Below are 19,256 nucleotides of genomic sequence, written 5' to 3' on the forward strand. Positions count from 1 at the left end.
TAACAATGCATTTGTAACATCATTCCAAAAGGCTGTCAGCACTCAATATGGATACTATGAAAAATACACAAGCACTTGATTTGATAACGTCTTCGAAAAACCGACGCTTGATCCGTTTAATCATTGCTGCGGCTTGCTTTGTCACACTGACTTGGATTGCCTTTAACACCAGTTTTCGCTCTCACCAACTATTACATAATCAAGCGCATCAAGCAGCCCGAAGTTTGGCACAGCAAACAGCATGGAACGCCAGCTTTGCAATGCAAAGCCAAGCGCTCGATAAGTTAGAAAAACTAACCAAGAATTTGGCCAAAGATCCCTACGTGTTAGGTGCTGCGATTTATGATCATCAAGGGCAACTCTTAACTAAAAGTGAAGGATTTCAAGCCGAGCCCCTCAATCAAGGCATAGCTAAACAATTACCGGGGATCAGCAAATTAAAAGATGCCATCGTGCTACCCATTCTTGATGCGGACGACAGGCCACTTGGCTTTGTAAATATGGTGTATTTAACCCAAGATGCCATGAGTGAAAGCCACCATCACTTTCACGAACTCGGTCGTATGGTGTTGCTGATGTTGATCATTACTTGTGTATTCACTTGGCAATTAGGACGCGCGTTAAAACGTTGGGAAGTAAAGCGTCAAATCTTGAAAAGCGAACAAGACGACGCATAAACTTGCTCAGCAATCTTAGACTCTGACTCGCAGCGAATTGCGACTAGGCAATCAAATACCGCTTTAAGACGTTCTGGTAGGTTTATCTGCCCTTGATAACCCGCAAGCGGCATAGAAGGCGCGTCAGTCTCAAGCACTAAGCTATCGAGTGGCACTTGTGCCAAGGTTTGCTTGGTTTTGTTGGCACGTTCATACGTTATCGTGCCCCCCACGCCAAGTTTAAAACCCTGTTTGATATACGCTTGCGCTTGTTGTAGTGAACCACTAAAAGCATGGATCACCCCACCCCATTTTGGCTGGATTTGCTTAAATGCTTGCATGATCAAGTGATGGCTTTGCCTATGATGCACAATGAGCGGCAGCGACAACTCATTCGCAAGTTGAATGTGCTTTGCAAAAAGCACTTGTTGCTTTTCAATATCTGCAATGCTCGCATCAATACCACACTCACCAATGGCCACCAGCTGCTCTCTATGTTCAATCGCCAAACTTTTCAGCTGTTCAAAATCGCTGTATTGATGCTCAGCCATAAAATACGGATGAAGACCGAAAGCAATATAAACACTAGGGTTGTGCAGTTTAAAACTCAGTAAAGTTTGGCTTTGCTTGAGAGTGATACCAGGTACAACAAAACCATGAATACCAAGCTGATTTGCTCGGTAAACATGGTTTTGAAAGTCGCCTTTAAACTCATTGAAGTCGAGGTGACAGTGGGTGTCTATGAATTTCATTTTTACTCTATCGCAAGTTATATATTGATATGTTTTCAAATTTAAATTAGTTTAATATTTCACCAACACGGGTGAAATATTTGTTTTAAGGATAAAAAATGAAACTTCAACTAAACAAAAAGAAAATTAAAACCCTCTCACTTAATAATAAGCAAATCTCAGAAAATGCAACTCCGCAGGTAGCCGGTGGTAACGGCTGGAGTGTTTATTATACCTGCGACGGTGGTAATTATTGCAATGCTTACTCTGCGGGAAAACCATGTAGATATACAGATGTGTGCTAGCACTTAGCATACTTATAGCTCTCTAATTAGTATCTGAGAGCTATTTCTATAAGTACTTTTGGCTTAGTTTAAGGGTTTAACCGTTCAATAACCCAACTGCCATCGGCTTGCTTCACATACATAAATCTGTCATGCAAGCGGTGCTCGCCACCTTGCCAAAATTCAATTTTAGTTGCCTCTACACAATAGCCGCCCCAAAAGTCTGGCAGTGGAATATCGCCTTTAGCAAACTTTGACTTCATGCTGTTGAAGGTTTGCATTAGCGCCTGGCGAGATGAAACCGGACGAGACTGTTGTGACGCCCAAGCCGCAAGTTGGCTCTCTTTTGGGCGAGATAGGAAATACTTTGCCACAGCGCTAGTAGGCAGTGGTTTTGCCTCACCATACACAATCACTTGACGTTCTATGGCATGCCATGGAAAGTGCAAAGAAATCTTATTATTCGTCTTTAATTCTTGCGACTTGCGTGAGCCCGTATTAGTGAAAAATACGAAGCCATTTTCGTCCAAATGCTTAAGCAACACGATGCGCTGTGAAGGTTGACCGGTCTCATCAACCGTTGCTACAACCATGGCTGTCGGATCATTACTAAACTTGGCTTCAACCGCTTGTTTTAACCAAGCCTCAAATTGCACAATAGGATCATCTGCTAGCATGTCACGCTGCAAACCACCTTGGGTATACTCGCGGCGAATGTCTTCTAATTTCATATTCGTTCCTTACTAGTTAACCTGAGCTTAGGTTAATAACAATCTGCTCTTAATTGGATATAAAAAAGGCCGCAACAACATACTGTTGCGCGACCTATTAAAGTTCATTCAGTTAATGAAACAGATTACATCTGCTCCATCACTTCGATGCCCAGTAGTTTTAGACCGGTACGTAGCGATTTAGCCACTAAGTTACATAGTAGTAAACGGCTTTCACGTACATCTGCTGCCACATCATCTTTTAAGATTGGGCATGCTTCGTAGAATGTCATATATAGGCTCGCAAGCTCATATAAGTAACCACATAATACGTGCGGAGTGGCTTCGCTGATCATCAGGTCGAGTACTTCTTCAAGCTGAAGTAGTTTTAACGCCAATGCTTTTTCTTGCGGCTCAACAATGTTGATGCTGCCAGCAAGATTTGCACTGTCTACACCCGCTTTACGGAAAATGCCACTTACACGCGTGTAGGCATACTGTAAGTAAGGTGCAGTTGCACCTTCAAAGCTCAACATTGTGTCCCAGTTGAAAATATAGTCACTGGTACGGTGTTTAGATAAATCAGCGTATTTAACTGCGCCAATACCCACTTTACGCGCAATTTCACTGCGCTCTTCTTCACTTAATTCAGCTGTACGGTCAGCAATTTTATCAGCTGCGCGGCTTACTGCTTCTTCAAGTAGGTCAGCTAGTTTAACTGTACCACCCGTACGAGTTTTGAATGGTTTACCATCATCACCCATCATAGTACCGAATAGACTTGGCTCGTAGCTGGTTTTGTCTTTTAACAGACCCGCTTTACGTGCTGTGATCTCAACTTGGTTGAAGTGTAAGCCCTGACGTGCATCTACAAAAATTAAGATACGGTCTACGTCTAACTCGTTTGAACGGTAGTCACAGGCAGCAAGGTCAGTCGTTGAATATAAGAAACCGCCACCTGACTTTTGAACGATGAACACTGATGGCTCGCCGTCTTTGTTGGCAAGCTCATCAAGGAATACTACTTGTGCACCTTGATCTTCAACTGCGATGCCTTTTTCTTTCAGCAGCTCAATCACGCCTTGAAGACGGTCGTTATAAGCGCTTTCTGCTTTAATATCGTCACGGCCAAGGGTAACGTTTAATCTTGCATATACTTCTTCAGAGTGTTTCACCGAAGTGTCGATAAACATCTGCCAAAGTTTCTTACAGTGCGCGTCGCCACCTTGTAGTTTAACTACATAGTCACGCGCTTTGTCAGCAAAGCCTTCTTCATCATCGAAACGTTTCTTCGCGTCACGGTAGAAGCTTTCAAGGTCAGCAAGTGCTACTTTTTCAAGATCTACGCCCTGCTCAAGTAAGTCTTCAAGGTGTGCGATAAGCATACCGAACTGTGTACCCCAATCACCCATGTGGTTTTGACGAATAACCGTATCACCACGGAACTCAAGGGCACGTACAACCGCATCACCAATGATGGTAGAACGTAAATGACCTACGTGCATTTCTTTTGCAAGGTTTGGTGAAGAGTAATCAACCACAACTTTATGCGGGTTTGCGTGTTCAGCAACACCAAGTTTTGCATCTTGGTTTGCCGCTTCTAGGCTTGCAGCTAAAAACTCAGGCTTTAGATGAATGTTGATGAAACCTGGGCCTGCAATTTCCGTTTTTGCAGCAAGATCTGCAACGTCTAAATTGTCGATGATCTTTTGTGCAAGTTCACGCGGGTTAGTTTTTAATGCTTTTGCAGCGCCCATTGCACCATTGATTTGGTAATCACCAAATTGCGGACGAGTTGATTGTGTAACCGCTGGGTTTGTGCCTTCAGGAATACCCGCAGCATGCATCGCCGCGTTAGCTTTTTCAATTAATAGAGTTTTGATATTCATTTTTTATCCTGTAACCCTTGCCAGCCTTCAATGCCAGCAAGGTTAAATTCGATTCAATTTGAGCGTTTATTAGTGTTCACGTGTATGGTGGAACTGAACATCAGGATAGCGTTCCATTGATAAGTTTAAGTTTACACGGCTTGGTGCAATGTAAGTTAAGTTATCGCCACCATCAAGGGCTAAGTTTGCTTCACACTTACGTTTAAACTCAGCCATTTTCTTATCGTCGTCGCAGGTTACCCAACGCGCAGTTTGTACCGACACACTCTCGTAGATTGCATCTACGTTATATTCCGCTTTCAAACGGGCAACAACCACATCAAACTGCAGCACACCAACCGCACCTACGATTAGGCTGTTATTTTGTAATGGTCTAAATACCTGTACCGCACCTTCTTCTGAAAGCTGAACTAGGCCTTTTAATAACTGCTTTTGCTTAAGAGGATCTTTCAAGCGAATGCTACGGAATAACTCTGGAGCGAAGTTTGGAATACCACTGAACTTAAGCTTCTCACCTTGAGTAAAAGTATCACCGATTTGGATTGTACCGTGGTTATGCAAACCAATGATGTCACCTGCAAACGCTTCTTGCGCACGTTCACGGTCACCGGCCATGAAAGTAACCGCGTCAGAAATACTGACTTTTTTGCCAATACGTACGTGGTCCATTTTCATACCTTGGGTATATTTACCCGATACAATACGCATGAATGCGATACGGTCACGGTGTTTCGGGTCCATGTTCGCTTGAATTTTAAATACGAAGCCTGAGAACTTTTCTTCTTCTGCTTTGACTTCACGCTCTTCTGTTTGACGTGGCATTGGTGTTGGCGCCCACTCAGTCAAACCGTCAAGCATGTGGTCAACACCGAAGTTACCTAATGCAGTACCAAAGTAAACTGGCGTTAGCTCACCTGATAAAAATAGGTCGTGATCAAATTCGTTTGATGCGCCAATTACTAACTCTAATTCTTCACGAAGCTGTTCTGCTAATTCATCACCGATCTCTGCATCTAAGTCTGGGTTATCTAAGCCCTTAATGATGCGCTTTTCTTGGATGGTATGACCTTGACCGGTTGCGTATAGAATCGTTTCATCACGATGAATGTGATACACACCTTTAAACTCTTTACCACAGCCGATTGGCCAAGTGATCGGCGCGCACATAATGTTAAGTTCAGTTTCAACTTCATCCATCACTTCCATAGGGTCGCGGATGTCACGGTCAAGCTTATTCATGAAAGTCACGATTGGCGTGTCACGTAAGCGTGTAACTTCCATCAGTTTACGTGTACGGTCTTCTACACCTTTTGCTGCATCGATCACCATCAGACATGAGTCAACGGCTGTCAGTGTACGATAAGTATCTTCAGAGAAGTCTTCGTGTCCCGGAGTATCTAGTAGATTCACCAATGCATCGTTATACGGGAATTGCATCACAGAGGTTGTTACCGAGATACCACGCTCTTTTTCCATTTCCATCCAGTCAGACTTAGCGTGCTGATTTGAACCACGGCCTTTTACCGTACCGGCTTTTTGTAAGGCCTTTCCGAATAAAAGTACTTTTTCTGTGATGGTGGTTTTACCCGCATCCGGGTGCGAGATAATCGCGAAAGTCCGTCTTTTCGAGACTTCCTGAGGAATTGAAGCGTTTGACATCGATTAAAATCTTCTCTTAAGTTGAGCACAGCACAAGTAAAATGAAATTACTTGTCCTGCTCAGGCTATGAATATCAGTTAATCGACTATTTTCGCTTATCTTGCCAAGATACTCAATCGTACAGCGGTTTTTATAACAACTTTTTCTTCTCAAACAGTTAAGTTTTTTCTGTTTGCAAATCTAATTGCATCATGTCGTTTTGTTCATCACTTGAACGGCTGTAAAAAACAGTGATCTGATAAAATACAAAACCACCCATAATGAAATGCGATACTGCTAAGCCAATAAACAACCCCATATTGCCCAATAGATTAAGCCCCAACACAGCCGAAATTGGGATAAGCAATAGACGGTGGAAAGCCAAAAACACCATGGCTTGTTTACTCTTGCCCATGGCATTCAAACAAGAGACATACACCATAGACATACCTAAACCGACATAACTAATGGGTAAGAATTGAATGAAGTATTTTAACAAGGTAATTTGCTGACAATCGGGGCAGATCCCAGCAAACAGCTGTGACTGAAATAAATAAAGTAAAGCGGCTATCACACATTGCATAGCAATAATGAGATAAAACGCACTTTTTAAGATACTCACAGCACGTTTTTTATTGTTCGACCAATAATTGACGCCCACTATTGCAGGCAATGAAGCGGTCAGCACCATAGGGATCAATAAAGTCAATGCTTCTATCTTAAAGGTTAAAGCAAATACTGCGATAAAAGCGGTATCAGACTGGCTGGCGATATAAGTTAATAGCGCAAGAGAGCATGCAGGTATTAACTGCTGACAAATAATGAGTATCGTATCTAAATTTCCATTTACTGCTTTGTCCGATGCAAATAAACTCGATTTATGCCTCATAAACACAAGGCTTAAACCTATCGCTGCAAATAAAACATCAACAAAAGCATGCAACTGGGCTAGAGAACTCAGCAAATGAAGCTCGCTTTGCTGAGCTAACACTAACAACCCAATTGACTTACACATCATCCAAAGCAATAAATACAGTGCCGAGTACCAACAATCGTTTAACGCTCTGAGCGCGCTGCTAACTTGCCAAATAATCACTAAAGCAAAGAGTGTGCTGATCCGCACTGTTAAAAACGACATGATCTCTGAAGTAAACTCGACAGACTGCACGTCCGATAAAGTACTCAACCACTCAGCTAAACCGAATAAGGCCAGTATTTCATCTAATGTGAGTAATAAGAAAATAGATACAGCGACACTGGCAAATACACCAAAGCGAATATGAGCAAACAATCCTTTATTTTTCTGCTCAACCAATTGCACCATGGCCATATTCGTTCGAACCGACAAGGCAACAGCAAATGCCATCAAAGTTACAAGCAAAGGCTGAGCATACCCATAGAGTTGTAGAAGTTGCTCATTGGTATTGGCTATCACCGACGATTCGGCTAGATCGTAAGCCAATAGAATACAAATCGCTGGCAATAAAATAGCGGTGGTTTTTCTTAATAGCTGCCAAGGCGATGCACTTAGATAACACAAAGTTTGACTCTGCTGCATAATATCAATCCATTTCGTATGTCTTAAACTAAGACCCTAAACCCAAGTTTTTATTACAAAATAACTTCTCTGGTTTGTAACAAAGTATGTGTTTAGTGACCTAGCCAAAGCATTTCTTACTTTATCTTCATCCTAAAAGCTGGATTAAAATAAAGCAGGTAAACTTTTGTAAAACTTATTATCCGCTTAAATAATCGACCTTTAACCTTCTTAGAAAAACTTGCGATTTTAAAACAAATAACTGACACTCAGCCCCAAAAGGAGTGAGCAATGCAAGTAACCAAATCAACTGTTTTTAAAAATCATCTCACGCTTGAGCTTGTGGTGCTAGAGTTCGATGCTGGGAGCTTTGTGCCTCAAAGTTTTGATTTATTCAAACAGCCACTTCCTGAACGTATAAAAAAAGCAGTTCACAAACGTCAAGCTGAATATTTAGCAGGTCGACTATGTGCAACTCAAGCACTAATAGCACTAAATTTTGAAAACCCAATAGTCCATACCGCAGATGATAGAGTGCCAATTTGGCCGGCAGGTACATTTGGTTCAATTACCCACACCAAAGGCATTGCTGCTGCGATAGCTGGCTTGCAAGATCGCGCCACAGGCGTAGGTATTGATGTCGAAAAATTGATGAAGGATAGTCAAGAGACAAAACTGCAGACGCACATATTAAGAGATGACGAAAGCACGCAATTTCATGAGCTTAGTAAGCAAGTAACACATCCCCTCAGCGTTATTTTTTCAGCCAAAGAAAGTATTTATAAAGCCCTTTACCCTTTTGTGAAAAAATATTTTGGCTTCGATAAAGCAAAATTAATTGCATGTAGCGAAACTATTTTAACTTTTAAAATAATGTATAACTTAAGCAAACAAGTACAAACCGGTTTGGAAGTTAATGTTCACTATCAACTTACAGATGGTCTTGTGTTTACCCAATGTTTATTTGAAACAGAATAACTGATTTATTAAACAAGTATGAACATAGCGCATATGACTTGTTAAAAAAGCCGCATTGTCTTAGGATTAGATACTTGGGCTTTGTTCCATTATGCTAACAAGAAGAACATTTAGGACGTTATTTAAATCGCATGAAAACCAGCAAGTTAAGTATAAAATTATTATGGTACATCACTCCATTAGTGATTTTACCTTTGCTGTTTTTAGGTGGTTTCACCTTAACTAACGTTACGAGCTCAACACAAAAACAAGCAAAATTAACAGTAAGTCGATTTGTTGAACAGCAACATCAGAAAATGTTCAACTATATTGAAATTTATCAGTCAACCACCAAGCTACTCTCAACTTCTCCTGTATTAAGCGATTTTCTAGCAATAGATTTTGAAACACCTTTTGAAAAAACCGCTCGGCTTGGCGCTTTAATGGATGTATTTGCCAGTTACAGTGATGCTTACCCTGACATATTAAGCATTAACCTAGTTTCACCAGAGGGTGAATCAAAAGCTTACTATGCGAATAATTTGAATCAGGCACCACAAAGTTATCCGTTTTTTGAGCAAGTAAAAAGTAGCAGTATGCGGCAGCAGAAATTCATGGTGCCGACTGAAAACAACACCACACATATTTATCTAGTACAGCAAATTTTCAGTGTTGATTACCAGCTCAAAAGACCAAAACAACAAGGTTACATCATAGTTCAAGTTGACCCGTCAGTAATTCACTCAAGTATCTTAGAGTCACCATACAATAATACTTTAAATTTATTGATCACTCAGCAGGGTGAAATCTTATTCAGTTCAGATCCAAATCTGTATGCGCAATCGTTGAACGTCAAAGAAACTCAAAAAATACAAGAAACCGCTGAGCGAAGTACGCTTAAGTCAATCAAATTGTCGAGTGTAGATAACATCGAACGTATGGTTTATGCGGTGCAATTAAGCGGCGGTTATTATTATTTGTCGAGCATTCCAAAAGCGCTGCTGTATCAATCTGGTAAAGCTATTAGTTTGATCACTGCATTAATTGTTATCTTGTCTGTAATAACCCTCCCTATTTTGATTTTTATCGTGGTTAGGAACCTACTTTTAAATCCGATTGAATTACTTGGTGCTGCCAGTCATAAGGTCGGTGATGGTAATTTATCAGTTTCTTTACCTGAACAAAGCAATGATGAAGTTGGGCTTTTATTCAGAGACTTCAACCACATGGTAAAACAGATCAGAGATTCTCAATCTGAACTTAAAACCTACAAATTACACCTAGAAGAAATGGTTGATGTGCGCACCAAAGAGCTAGAAGAAACAAATCAACAACTCGAAGTCGCGATTAAAGAGGCTGAACAGGCCAGTGACTTAAAAAGTCGCTTCTTAGCTAATATGAGCCATGAAATTCGCACGCCGCTTACCGCCATTATGGGCTTTACCGAGCAATTGATTGTTAATCCGCAAGCGACCGCGAATCGAAATCACTTAAGTACTGTATTGCGTAACTCCAAACATTTGTTAGAGCTGATAAATAACATCCTAGATTTATCGAAAATAGAAGCTGAAAAGCTTGATGTAGAGAATCGCCCATTCAAGCTTCAGCCTTTACTTGAAGATGTTGAGTCGATCATCGCGCCACTGGCACAAGAAAAGCAGCTATCTTTTTCTATGGACTACCAATTCCCACTGCCGCGCTCCATTTACAGCGATATTACCCGTTTAAAACAAATCCTCTTAAACATTACCACCAACGCCGTGAAGTTTACCGAGTATGGAGGTATTCGCTTAAGTGTACGATTTATTCATCAAAGTCAAAGTGTTGAGTTTGTTATTGAAGATACCGGTATCGGTATGTCTGATAGTGAAATCAAACGCGTCTTTAAACCCTTTGAGCAGGCTGATAGCACAACCACACGTCGCTTCGGTGGAACCGGTTTAGGTCTTTGTATTTCTAAGAATTTGGCCCAGCTACTCGGTGGTGATGTAGAAGTATTGAGTGAACAGGGTGTAGGCAGTAAGTTTACCATTCGTGTTTTAGCAAACTTTCCGAATGGCGATTACCAACTTATCAATAAATTAGAGGAGTCAGCGCATATCCCTGATGCCTCACAAGAGCTTGCTGCGACTCAGTTTGATGCCAGTATTCTGCTGGCAGAAGACAACCCTGATAACCAAGAATTGATCTGCCTACTGCTTGATGCATGGGGAATCAAGCCGGATATAGCCAATAACGGTGCTGAAGCAGTTGAGAAAGCGCTAGTTAATGATTACCAACTGATTTTGATGGATATGCAAATGCCTGTCATGGGCGGCCTTGAAGCCACTGAAATGCTCAGGCACGCAGCCTACGATGGCCCTATCATCGCTCTCACTGCAAATGTTATGAAGCATGATGTTGAGTCTTACCTTGCTGCTGGCTGTGATGCAACCTTGGCAAAGCCAATCGATAAGAAACAACTTGGCCAAGTACTGCTAGAGCACCTACAGATCCAGGCCGCGAGTCAATCTAAGTGGGATTCCCTCTTAGCCAGTGAAAAGTTTGTACAAATCAACAAAAATTATATGGAAAAGCTGCCTGACTATCTTAAACAAGTGCAAAACTATTATGATAATCAGGAGTGGGAGTCGCTCAGAGCACTTGCTCATAGCTTAAAAGGCAGTGCCGGATGCTTTGGCTTTATGAACATTCACAGCGCTGCTGAAGAGCTTGAAAATAGCTTAATGACCAATCAGCAGGCTCAGTGGCAATATACGCAATTGAATCTCTGTGAAGCCATCAAGTACACCTTGGCACAACAGCAAAAAACTGAGTTTTAAGTGGCGTTATCACTTTAAAAAAAGCTTCTCGCCATTAATACTGCATGCTCTTTACCTTCTTTCGCTGGGTAATAGTTTTTCCGTAAACCCACTTCTGAAAAGTCGAACTTTTGATAAACCGCAATCGCGCTTAAGTTTGATTCTCTTACTTCTAAAAAACAGTTCTCAGCTTGGCGTGTTTGTGCCTGCTCCAGCAAATGAACCATAAGCTGTTTCGCATAACCCTGCCCTTGATATTGAGGGGCAACACAAATATCCATTAGAGTATGATCAGGCCCAACCTGCTCAGCAATATAAAAACCAACCAGTTCATCACTTAATAATAAGCCTGCATTATAGTAACGGCCTCCTAAACAGGATTGCATGGTTTTAGCGCTCCAAGGAAAGCCATGGCATGCCGCTTCGATACCCATAATGGTTTCAAGCGGCATATCATTAAGTAAGCCCGCAACTATTTTACTTGTCATGTAATAACTTCCATAACGCACGTTTGTGCTCAACCGTAAGGTTTACCGAAGGCAGAGTAAGCACGTTGTTCTGTAGCTTGACGCTATTGCCCTTTATTATTTCAGCAAAGCCTGCGGGCTGTAGCAATAGTAAATCAGCATGTAATTGATAAGGTAGAGTTAGTAACTCATATTGCTCAGTTTGCTGCTCAGAAGCCATTAAAGGCACCTCTCTGTGATCAGCCGAAGTCATTTCAGACTCAGATGTCTCTGGAGCAAAATGTGAATTTAGTTTAAGTGGTGTAATACCTAAAACATCAGCATGCAATGCGCGCATAGTTAAATCTTGAAGAACTTTTTTGAGAATATAAAGGTTTGTAGCAGAGAAAGCAAAGTAAGAAGTGGCAGGGGCGGCAGGACTCGAACCCGCAACCATCGGTTTTGGAGACCGCTGTTCTACCAATTGGAACTACGCCCCTGCAATGACGACGCATTATAGAGAGGTTTTTTTAAAGGTAAAGTAAAAATTTCAAAAAAATGTTTAACTGCGGCTTAAATAAACAAAAAGGCGAATATTTTACCTATTCGCCTTTTTAATCATCAAATTAGCAATGAACTACTTGCGCATTATTCCCATTCGATGGTTGCAGGTGGCTTACCAGAAATATCGTAAACCACGCGTGAGATACCATCGATCTCGTTAATGATGCGGTTTGATACCAGACCTAAGAAATCATAAGGTAAGTGTGACCAACGCGCCGTCATAAAGTCGATTGTCTCTACACAACGAAGTGACACAACCCAGTCGTATTTACGAGCATCACCCATTACGCCAACCGATTTAACCGGTAGGAATACCGTGAATGCTTGCGATACTTTGTGGTAGATGTCGGCTTTATGTAGTTCTTCAATGAAGATAGCGTCTGCACGACGAAGTAAATCACAGTATTCTTTCTTAATTTCACCTAGTACACGTACACCTAGACCAGGACCTGGAAATGGATGGCGGTAAAGCATGTCGTAAGGTAAACCTAACTCAAGACCAATCTTACGTACTTCATCTTTAAATAATTCGCGAAGCGGCTCAACTAGACCCATTTCCATATCATCAGGTAGACCACCTACGTTATGGTGAGATTTAATCACATGCGCCTTACCTGTTTTAGAAGCCGCTGACTCGATCACGTCTGGGTAAATTGTACCTTGTGCTAACCATTTCGCATTTTTCAGCTTTTTAGACTCAGCATCGAACACGTCAATGAATGTATGACCGATTGCTTTACGCTTATCTTCTGGATCTGAAAGACCTGCTAGGTCATTTAAGAACTGCTCTTCAGCATCCACTTTGATGATGTTCAGACCGAACTTATCACCAAACATGTCCATTACTTGCTGACCTTCGTTTAAACGAAGTAAACCGTTATCAACGAATACACAGGTTAGCTTCTTACCGATTGCACGGTGGATAAGCATGGCTACTACTGATGAATCAACACCACCAGAAAGACCTAGAATAACCTCGTCATCGCCCACTTTTTCTTTGATACGAGCAACTGCATCCTCAATGATTTGGCTAGGTGTCCATAACTTTTCACAACCACAGATATCAATTACAAAACGCTCTAAAAGACGCTGACCTTGCTGTGTGTGTGTTACTTCTGGGTGGAACTGAACGCCGTAGAAGCGCTTTTCTTCCCAAGACATAGCTGCATGTGGACATGTTTCAGTCTTTGCAGATGTAATGAAAGTTTCAGGGATTTCAATAACTTTGTCGCCGTGGCTCATCCACACGTCTAGGAAGTCCGAACCATTCTCAATGTGATCTTGAATGTCTTCGAATAGTTTACAGTTACCTAGTTTTTCAACACGTGCATAACCGAACTCTTTCTTGTCTGAGCTTTCAACTAGGCCGCCTAACTGCATTGCCATAGTTTGCATACCGTAACATACGCCTAATACTGGCACACCAGCATTAAATACATACTCAGGTGCTCGTGGGCTGTTTTCTTCTGTCGTTGACTCTGGACCACCAGATAAAATAATACCTTGTGGGTTAAATTCACGGATCTGCTCTTCCGTTACGTCCCAAGCCCAAAGCTCACAGTAAACACCGATTTCACGAACACGGCGCGCGATAAGCTGCGTGTACTGAGAACCGAAATCTAAGATCAAAATGCGGGAATCGTGGATGTCTTTGCTCATTGATAATCTCGTTGGTTAGAAAACGATAAGTTTAGTAAAGCACAAAAACGAACTTTACCTAAAATTAAGAAGGGCTAGCCTGAGCTAGCCCAATTTTTAATATGCGTTGCGCATTAACCCATACGGTAGTTAGGCGCTTCTTTGGTGATCTGTACGTCGTGAACGTGTGACTCACCCATACCTGCAGACGTTACTTTAACAAACTGAGGTTTTGTATTTAACTCAGCAATCGTTGCACAGCCAGTTAAGCCCATTGCACTACGGATACCACCCACTTGCTGGTGAATAATCGTTGCGATAGGACCTTTATATGCAACTCGACCTTCGATACCTTCTGGTACCAATTTGTCAGCTTCATTTGATTTTTGGAAGTAACGGTCTGACGAACCTTCTTTTTGGTTCATCGCACCCAAGCTACCCATTCCACGGTAAGACTTGTAGTAACGACCTTGGTAAAGCTCAACTTCACCTGGAGACTCTTCGGTACCAGCAAGCATAGAACCAACCATTACACATGATGCACCAGCCACAAGTGCTTTTACGATATCACCAGAGAAACGGATACCACCATCAGCAATCACAGGGATGTCACGGCCTTTTAAGCCTTCAACAGCATCAGAAATAGCGGTAATTTGCGGTACACCACAACCAGTTACGATACGAGTAGTACAAATTGAACCTGGGCCAATACCAACCTTAACTGCATCAGCACCTGCATCAGCTAACGCAATCGCGCCTTCAGCTGTTGCAACGTTACCGGCAACGATTTGTAAATCTGGGTATGCTTCACGTGTTGCTTTTACACGCTCAATTACACCTTGTGAATGACCGTGTGAAGTATCGATAAGTAGAACGTCAACACCTGCTTCAACAAGGGCTGCGATACGCTCATCAGTACCTGCACCCACGCCAACAGCAGCACCTACACGAAGACGACCTTGCTCGTCTTTACATGCATTTGGCTTTTCTTGTGCTTTTTGATAATCCTTAACTGTGATCATGCCTTTCAATGCAAATGCATCATCAACCACTAGGATTTTTTCAATGCGGTGCTCGTGCATCAGACCTAAGATTTCTTCACGTGCAGCGCCTTCTTTTACCGTTACAAGATCGGCTTTTTTCGTCATTACTGAAGAAACAGGCTTATCTAATTGCGTTTCAAAACGCATATCACGGCTAGTTACGATACCTTCTAGTTGGTTATTCTCACCAACCACAGGAAAACCTGAGAAACCTTTCTCATGTGCAAGCTCCAGCGCACCTTCAATTGTCAGGTCAGCTGTCACAGTGACAGGGAAAGATACGATCCCCGCTTCGTAAGCTTTAACCTTACGAACATTTCTCGCTTGCTCTTCAATGGTCATGTTCTTATGAACAAAACCAATGCCGCCTTCTTGTGCTAGTGCAATAGCAAGACGCGCTTCAGTTACAGTGTCCATTGAAGCAGAAACAAGAGGTAAGTTTAAATCAATACCACGCGTTAAACGCGTTTTTAAATCAGCGGTATGAGGTAATACAGTTGAGTGTGCAGGGATGAGTAGCACATCATCGAAAGTTAGGGCTTCTTTTGCAATTCTTAGCATGTTTGCGGTATCTCTCACGTGGAATTGAGTAATAGGAATTGCGTGCGAATTTTATCAGCGTTGCTGTAGTGAGTAAATCTTTTTTTCAAAAAATATGCTAAAGTTTCGCGGTAATTTTTTCAGAGGCCAATGATGACATTCTCAGTTTCTTCAGCTCCACAACACCAAGTTTATTCAGTTTCAAAGCTAAATAAAGAAATTCGCGGCATTTTAGAACAAGGTTTTGCTTCGTTAAGGCTAACCGGAGAAATTTCTAACTTTGTTGCCCCGGCATCTGGCCACTGGTATTTCTCTTTAAAAGATGACAAAGCGCAAATTAAGGCAGCCATGTGGCGAGGTAATAACCGCTACAGCAAATACAGACCCAATAATGGTGCTCAAGTGGTTGTCACAGCACGCGTCTCAGTGTATGAACCCCGCGGTGAATATCAACTGATTGTTGAGCATATGGAACCTGCAGGTGAAGGCCAACTGAAACAACAATTCGAAGCACTCAAGTTACAACTTGCTGCTGAGGGACTATTTAGCAGTGCACATAAACAACCTCTGCCAACACAAATAAGAAAAGTAGGTGTTGTTACCTCTGCCACTGGCGCGGCAATTAAAGACATTTTGACGGTAATGAAGCGCCGCGCACCACAACTTGAAGTCATTGTATACCCAACCCAAGTTCAAGGCAGCGATGCACACCTGCAAATTGCAGAGAAAATTCGTTTGGCAAATATCCGAAATGAAGTCGACGTGCTGATTGTGGGACGTGGTGGCGGCTCGTTAGAAGACTTATGGTGTTTTAACGAAGAACACTTAGCTCGCGAGATATTTGCCAGTCGTTTACCTATTATCAGTGCAGTGGGTCATGAAATAGATACCACCATTGCAGATTATGTTGCTGATTTAAGAGCCCCTACCCCATCAGCAGCCGCTGAACTAGTCAGCCCAGATCAACATGCGATTAAAAAACACATTATTGAAAAGTACGCACGCTTAAGTCATTTAATGCTGAGTAAAATCAAAGAAGCGAAGCAAACTAACAATGCGCTATTACAGCGACTCAAGCTACAACACCCAAATAGTCAACTACAGCAACAAGCACAGCGTTTAGACGAGCTTTCGATGCGATTGCATCGCGGTGTACATGCTCAGCTCAATCAAAAAAATAACCAACTGAGTTTGCTGCAACAAAGGTTCCAACATCAACACCCTGAACGTCGACTTTCTCAATCAAAAGATACGCTACAGCAGTTAGAGCAAAGATTATTGAATGCACAGAATAAAAACCAGCAGGTGGCACAGCAACAATTAGCCATGCTAGCAGCAAGACTTGAAAGCATCAGCCCATTAGGCGTGTTAGCGAGAGGCTATTCAATTACAAAGAAAGGCGAGCATGTTGTGAAATCGATTGAACAAATAAAAGCGGGAGAAACGCTTGTCACTCAAGTCCATGATGGTGAAATTCACACCACAGTTACCCACACTCTAGAAACAACAAAGGCTGCACAGTAGCAGCCTTTGTCATTGTGTATAAACGCTTTATAGCATCGCGCTAGTATGAGATTCATTCTCCATAGAGATTTCATCTTCTAAGAAGTTTTGGTTCATAGATTCTGCAGGACAAGGGCAATTAGGCTTACCGACCACTTTTGCTGGAATGCCCACGACCGTTGTATGTGGTGCAACCGGGTTTAACACCACTGAACCTGCACCTATGCGTGCGCCTTCTCCAACCTCGATATTACCCAGTACTTTTGCACCTGCCCCAATCAATACACCCGCTCTGATTTTCGGGTGTCGATCGCCTTGTTCATTACCTGTACCACCGAGTGTCACAGATTGTAAAATTGATACATTGTCCTCAATTACAGCTGTTTCGCCAATTACGATACCAGTTGCGTGGTCAAACATAATGCCATGACCGACTTTACAAGCAGGATGGATGTCAACGCCAAAAACTTCAGAGGTACGGCTTTGGATGAAACGTGCGAGCTCTTTGCGGTTCTGACGCCAGAGGCAATGTGCAAGTCTGTGTGCTTGGATTGCATGAAAACCCTTCAAGTTCAAAATAACAGTTAAATAACTATCGGCAGCTGGGTCACGATCTTTAACTGCTTTTATATCATGGGCAACATGGGTCAACATTCTGTCGCAGTCAACGAAGGCTTGGTCAAACAATTCACGAATTGTAAAAGCCGATACCACCGCATCCGCAAGCTTGTTTGCCACAATAAAGCTTAACGCAGAGCCTAAACACTCGTGATTTAACACACTCGAGTAAACATGACTTGCCAAAAGAGGCTCTCTACTTACTAACTCTGTTGCTTCTTGGCGAAGCTGCTGCCAAATTTCATGACGCATAAAAATACCTTACAGACTGACATTGGGCGGATTGTAACGGTTACATAAACCGTACGACCAGAAAATGCTGGGAACATCTTCTACTTACTTATAACAAACTGCACTAAAACAGGCAATTTGCGAAAGGTTTGCATTCACTTCAAGACAAGAGAAAGCACAATCCAGAAACAAAAATGCCACTTATCACTAAGTGGCATTCATTAAGCTTGAAGCTTAATTATTTTAGTACTTCAGCAACTGCTTTTGAGAAGTACTCAATGTTAGCTTGGCTCACGCCTGCAACATTTACACGGCTAGAACCCACAATATAGATTGCGTATTCTTTTTGTAGACGCTCGATTTGCTCTTTATTAATACCTAAGAAAGAGAACATGCCGTTTTGCTTATCAATGAAAGAGAAGTCTTGTGCTACACCTTGAGCAGCTAAGCTATCTTTGATTAATGTACGCAGACCATTGATACGGTTACGCATTTCATCAAGCTCATCATGCCACTCTTGTGTTAGTTCTGTACTACCTAAAATCGTATTTACGATATCTGCACCATGTGCTGGCGGCATTGAGTAAATACTACGAACAACACTTAATAATACCGAGTTAGAAATATCAGCATTTGCACTGTCTTTAGCAATGATTGAACATGCACCGATACGCTCACGGTAAAGGCCAAAATTCTTAGAACATGAAGAACAAATGATCAGCTCATCAACGGCATCTGCTAGTAAACGTAAGCCTTTTGCATCTTCGTCAAGGCTTGCACCAAAACCTTGGTAAGCAATGTCGATTAATGGTGTGAAACCTATTTCTTTTGCAAGTTCAGCAACAATTTTCCACTGCTCTTCGTTTAAGTCCATACCACTTGGGTTGTGACAACAAGCATGTAAAAGAACCACGTCACCTTTAGGTACTTGTTTCAGCGTGTCGATCATTTCATCGAACAACAAGCCTTTATTTTCGTAGTCGTAATACGGGTATTCTTTAACTGTTAGGCCCGCCGCTTCAAATAAGCTGATGTGGTTAGCCCAAGTTGGTGTTGTTACCCATACTGTCGCATCTGTGTTACAACGTTTGATGAATTCAGCAGCAACACGTAGTGCACCTGTACCACCTGGCGCTTGTGCAGTGCGAACACGGTTTGCAAGTAATGTACTGTGCTCACCTAATAGCAGGGTTTCCATTTTCTGACAAAAATCTAAATTACCAGCAAGACCAATGTAAGACTTAGTGGTTTCGTTTTCTAAACGAAAAGCTTCAGCTTTCTTTACAGCTCTTAGTACAGGGGTATTACCTTGCTCATCTTTGTAAACACCAACACCAAGATCGATTTTATTAGGGTTAGTATCTTGTTTGTAAGCAGCCATAAGACCCAAAATTGGATCAGTTGGTAACGGTTTTAATTCTGAGAACATAGGTCATCTCTTAATTTAGTTATTTGTCAGTGTGCCCAGC

The 19,256-nt window shown here is 42.0% G+C and carries 16 protein-coding genes and 1 tRNA gene; 5 read left to right on the top strand and 12 right to left on the bottom strand.

The window, feature by feature from the left end:
* Positions 1–56: 56 nt before the first annotated feature.
* The gene (locus ACGHEH_RS02935) at positions 57–677 is read left to right on the top strand and encodes an AhpA/YtjB family protein (protein ID WP_390441702.1); all 621 of its coding nucleotides are present in this window, start codon (positions 57–59) and stop codon (positions 675–677) included.
* On the opposite strand, the gene ACGHEH_RS02940 is transcribed toward ACGHEH_RS02935, so the two are convergent.
* Positions 644–1,408, bottom strand: coding sequence for a TatD family hydrolase (locus ACGHEH_RS02940; RefSeq protein WP_390441704.1), 765 nt, complete (start codon positions 1,406–1,408; stop codon positions 644–646). The two genes, ACGHEH_RS02935 and ACGHEH_RS02940, sit on opposite strands and share 34 nt — an antisense overlap.
* 98 nt (positions 1,409–1,506) lie before the next feature.
* Here ACGHEH_RS02940 and ACGHEH_RS02945 point away from each other — a divergent pair, with 98 nt between their 5' ends.
* On the top strand, positions 1,507–1,692 hold the full coding sequence (locus tag ACGHEH_RS02945; protein WP_390441706.1) for a hypothetical protein: 186 nt from the start codon (positions 1,507–1,509) through the stop codon (positions 1,690–1,692).
* 68 nt (positions 1,693–1,760) lie between these two features.
* Here the strand turns inward: ACGHEH_RS02945 and pdxH are convergent, their stop codons facing one another.
* The 4 genes from pdxH to ACGHEH_RS02965 all read right to left on the bottom strand — a co-directional run bounded on the left by pdxH (position 1,761) and on the right by ACGHEH_RS02965 (position 7,467).
* Complete coding sequence (pdxH, locus tag ACGHEH_RS02950; RefSeq protein WP_390441708.1) at positions 1,761–2,402, bottom strand: pyridoxamine 5'-phosphate oxidase; 642 nt, start codon at positions 2,400–2,402, stop codon at positions 1,761–1,763.
* A gap of 125 nt (positions 2,403–2,527) precedes the next feature.
* Positions 2,528–4,270, bottom strand: a complete 1,743-nt coding sequence (gene argS, locus ACGHEH_RS02955; RefSeq protein WP_390441710.1) for an arginine--tRNA ligase — start codon at positions 4,268–4,270, stop codon at positions 2,528–2,530.
* A gap of 69 nt (positions 4,271–4,339) precedes the next feature.
* On the bottom strand, positions 4,340–5,929 hold the full coding sequence (gene prfC / locus ACGHEH_RS02960) for a peptide chain release factor 3 (RefSeq protein WP_058030675.1): 1,590 nt from the start codon (positions 5,927–5,929) through the stop codon (positions 4,340–4,342).
* Positions 5,930–6,087: 158 nt separating this feature from the next.
* Positions 6,088–7,467, bottom strand: coding sequence for an MATE family efflux transporter (locus ACGHEH_RS02965; protein ID WP_390441712.1), 1,380 nt, complete (start codon positions 7,465–7,467; stop codon positions 6,088–6,090).
* 270 nt (positions 7,468–7,737) lie between these two features.
* Between ACGHEH_RS02965 and ACGHEH_RS02970 the strand changes: the two genes are divergently transcribed.
* Positions 7,738–8,424: a 4'-phosphopantetheinyl transferase gene (locus tag ACGHEH_RS02970; protein ID WP_390441714.1), complete on the top strand. Its 687-nt coding sequence runs from the start codon at positions 7,738–7,740 to the stop codon at positions 8,422–8,424.
* Between the two features lie 131 nt (positions 8,425–8,555).
* Positions 8,556–11,225: an ATP-binding protein gene (locus ACGHEH_RS02975; RefSeq protein WP_390441716.1), complete on the top strand. Its 2,670-nt coding sequence runs from the start codon at positions 8,556–8,558 to the stop codon at positions 11,223–11,225.
* A gap of 14 nt (positions 11,226–11,239) precedes the next feature.
* Here ACGHEH_RS02975 and rimI read toward each other — a convergent pair whose 3' ends face one another.
* The 5 genes from rimI to guaB form a co-directional block, all read right to left on the bottom strand.
* On the bottom strand, positions 11,240–11,692 hold the full coding sequence (rimI, locus tag ACGHEH_RS02980; RefSeq protein WP_390441718.1) for a ribosomal protein S18-alanine N-acetyltransferase: 453 nt from the start codon (positions 11,690–11,692) through the stop codon (positions 11,240–11,242).
* The gene (locus tag ACGHEH_RS02985) at positions 11,682–12,008 is read right to left on the bottom strand and encodes a hypothetical protein (protein ID WP_349285659.1); all 327 of its coding nucleotides are present in this window, start codon (positions 12,006–12,008) and stop codon (positions 11,682–11,684) included. The genes rimI and ACGHEH_RS02985 overlap by 11 nt, the downstream gene beginning before the upstream one ends.
* A gap of 65 nt (positions 12,009–12,073) precedes the next feature.
* Positions 12,074–12,150, bottom strand: a tRNA-Trp gene (locus tag ACGHEH_RS02990).
* A gap of 148 nt (positions 12,151–12,298) precedes the next feature.
* A complete protein-coding gene (guaA, locus tag ACGHEH_RS02995; RefSeq protein WP_390441720.1) occupies positions 12,299–13,873 on the bottom strand; it encodes a glutamine-hydrolyzing GMP synthase in 1,575 nt (524 codons plus the stop codon).
* A 113-nt stretch (positions 13,874–13,986) separates the two neighbouring features.
* Positions 13,987–15,456 carry an IMP dehydrogenase gene (gene guaB / locus ACGHEH_RS03000; RefSeq protein WP_390441722.1) on the bottom strand — a complete coding sequence of 490 codons (1,470 nt, stop codon included), beginning with the start codon at positions 15,454–15,456 and terminating at the stop codon, positions 13,987–13,989.
* A gap of 132 nt (positions 15,457–15,588) precedes the next feature.
* Between guaB and xseA the strand changes: the two genes are divergently transcribed.
* Complete coding sequence (xseA, locus tag ACGHEH_RS03005; protein ID WP_390442408.1) at positions 15,589–16,959, top strand: exodeoxyribonuclease VII large subunit; 1,371 nt, start codon at positions 15,589–15,591, stop codon at positions 16,957–16,959.
* 27 nt (positions 16,960–16,986) lie between these two features.
* Here xseA and cysE read toward each other — a convergent pair whose 3' ends face one another.
* Both cysE and ACGHEH_RS03015 read right to left on the bottom strand, forming a co-directional pair.
* Positions 16,987–17,808 (bottom strand): serine O-acetyltransferase, encoded by an 822-nt coding sequence (cysE, locus tag ACGHEH_RS03010; protein ID WP_390441724.1) that lies wholly within the window; start codon positions 17,806–17,808, stop codon positions 16,987–16,989.
* 217 nt (positions 17,809–18,025) lie between these two features.
* A complete protein-coding gene (locus ACGHEH_RS03015; protein WP_390441726.1) occupies positions 18,026–19,216 on the bottom strand; it encodes an amino acid aminotransferase in 1,191 nt (396 codons plus the stop codon).
* Positions 19,217–19,256: the final 40 nt, after the last annotated feature.

This window comes from Pseudoalteromonas sp. MTN2-4 (assembly GCF_042848605.1).
Lineage (GTDB): Bacteria > Pseudomonadota > Gammaproteobacteria > Enterobacterales > Alteromonadaceae > Pseudoalteromonas.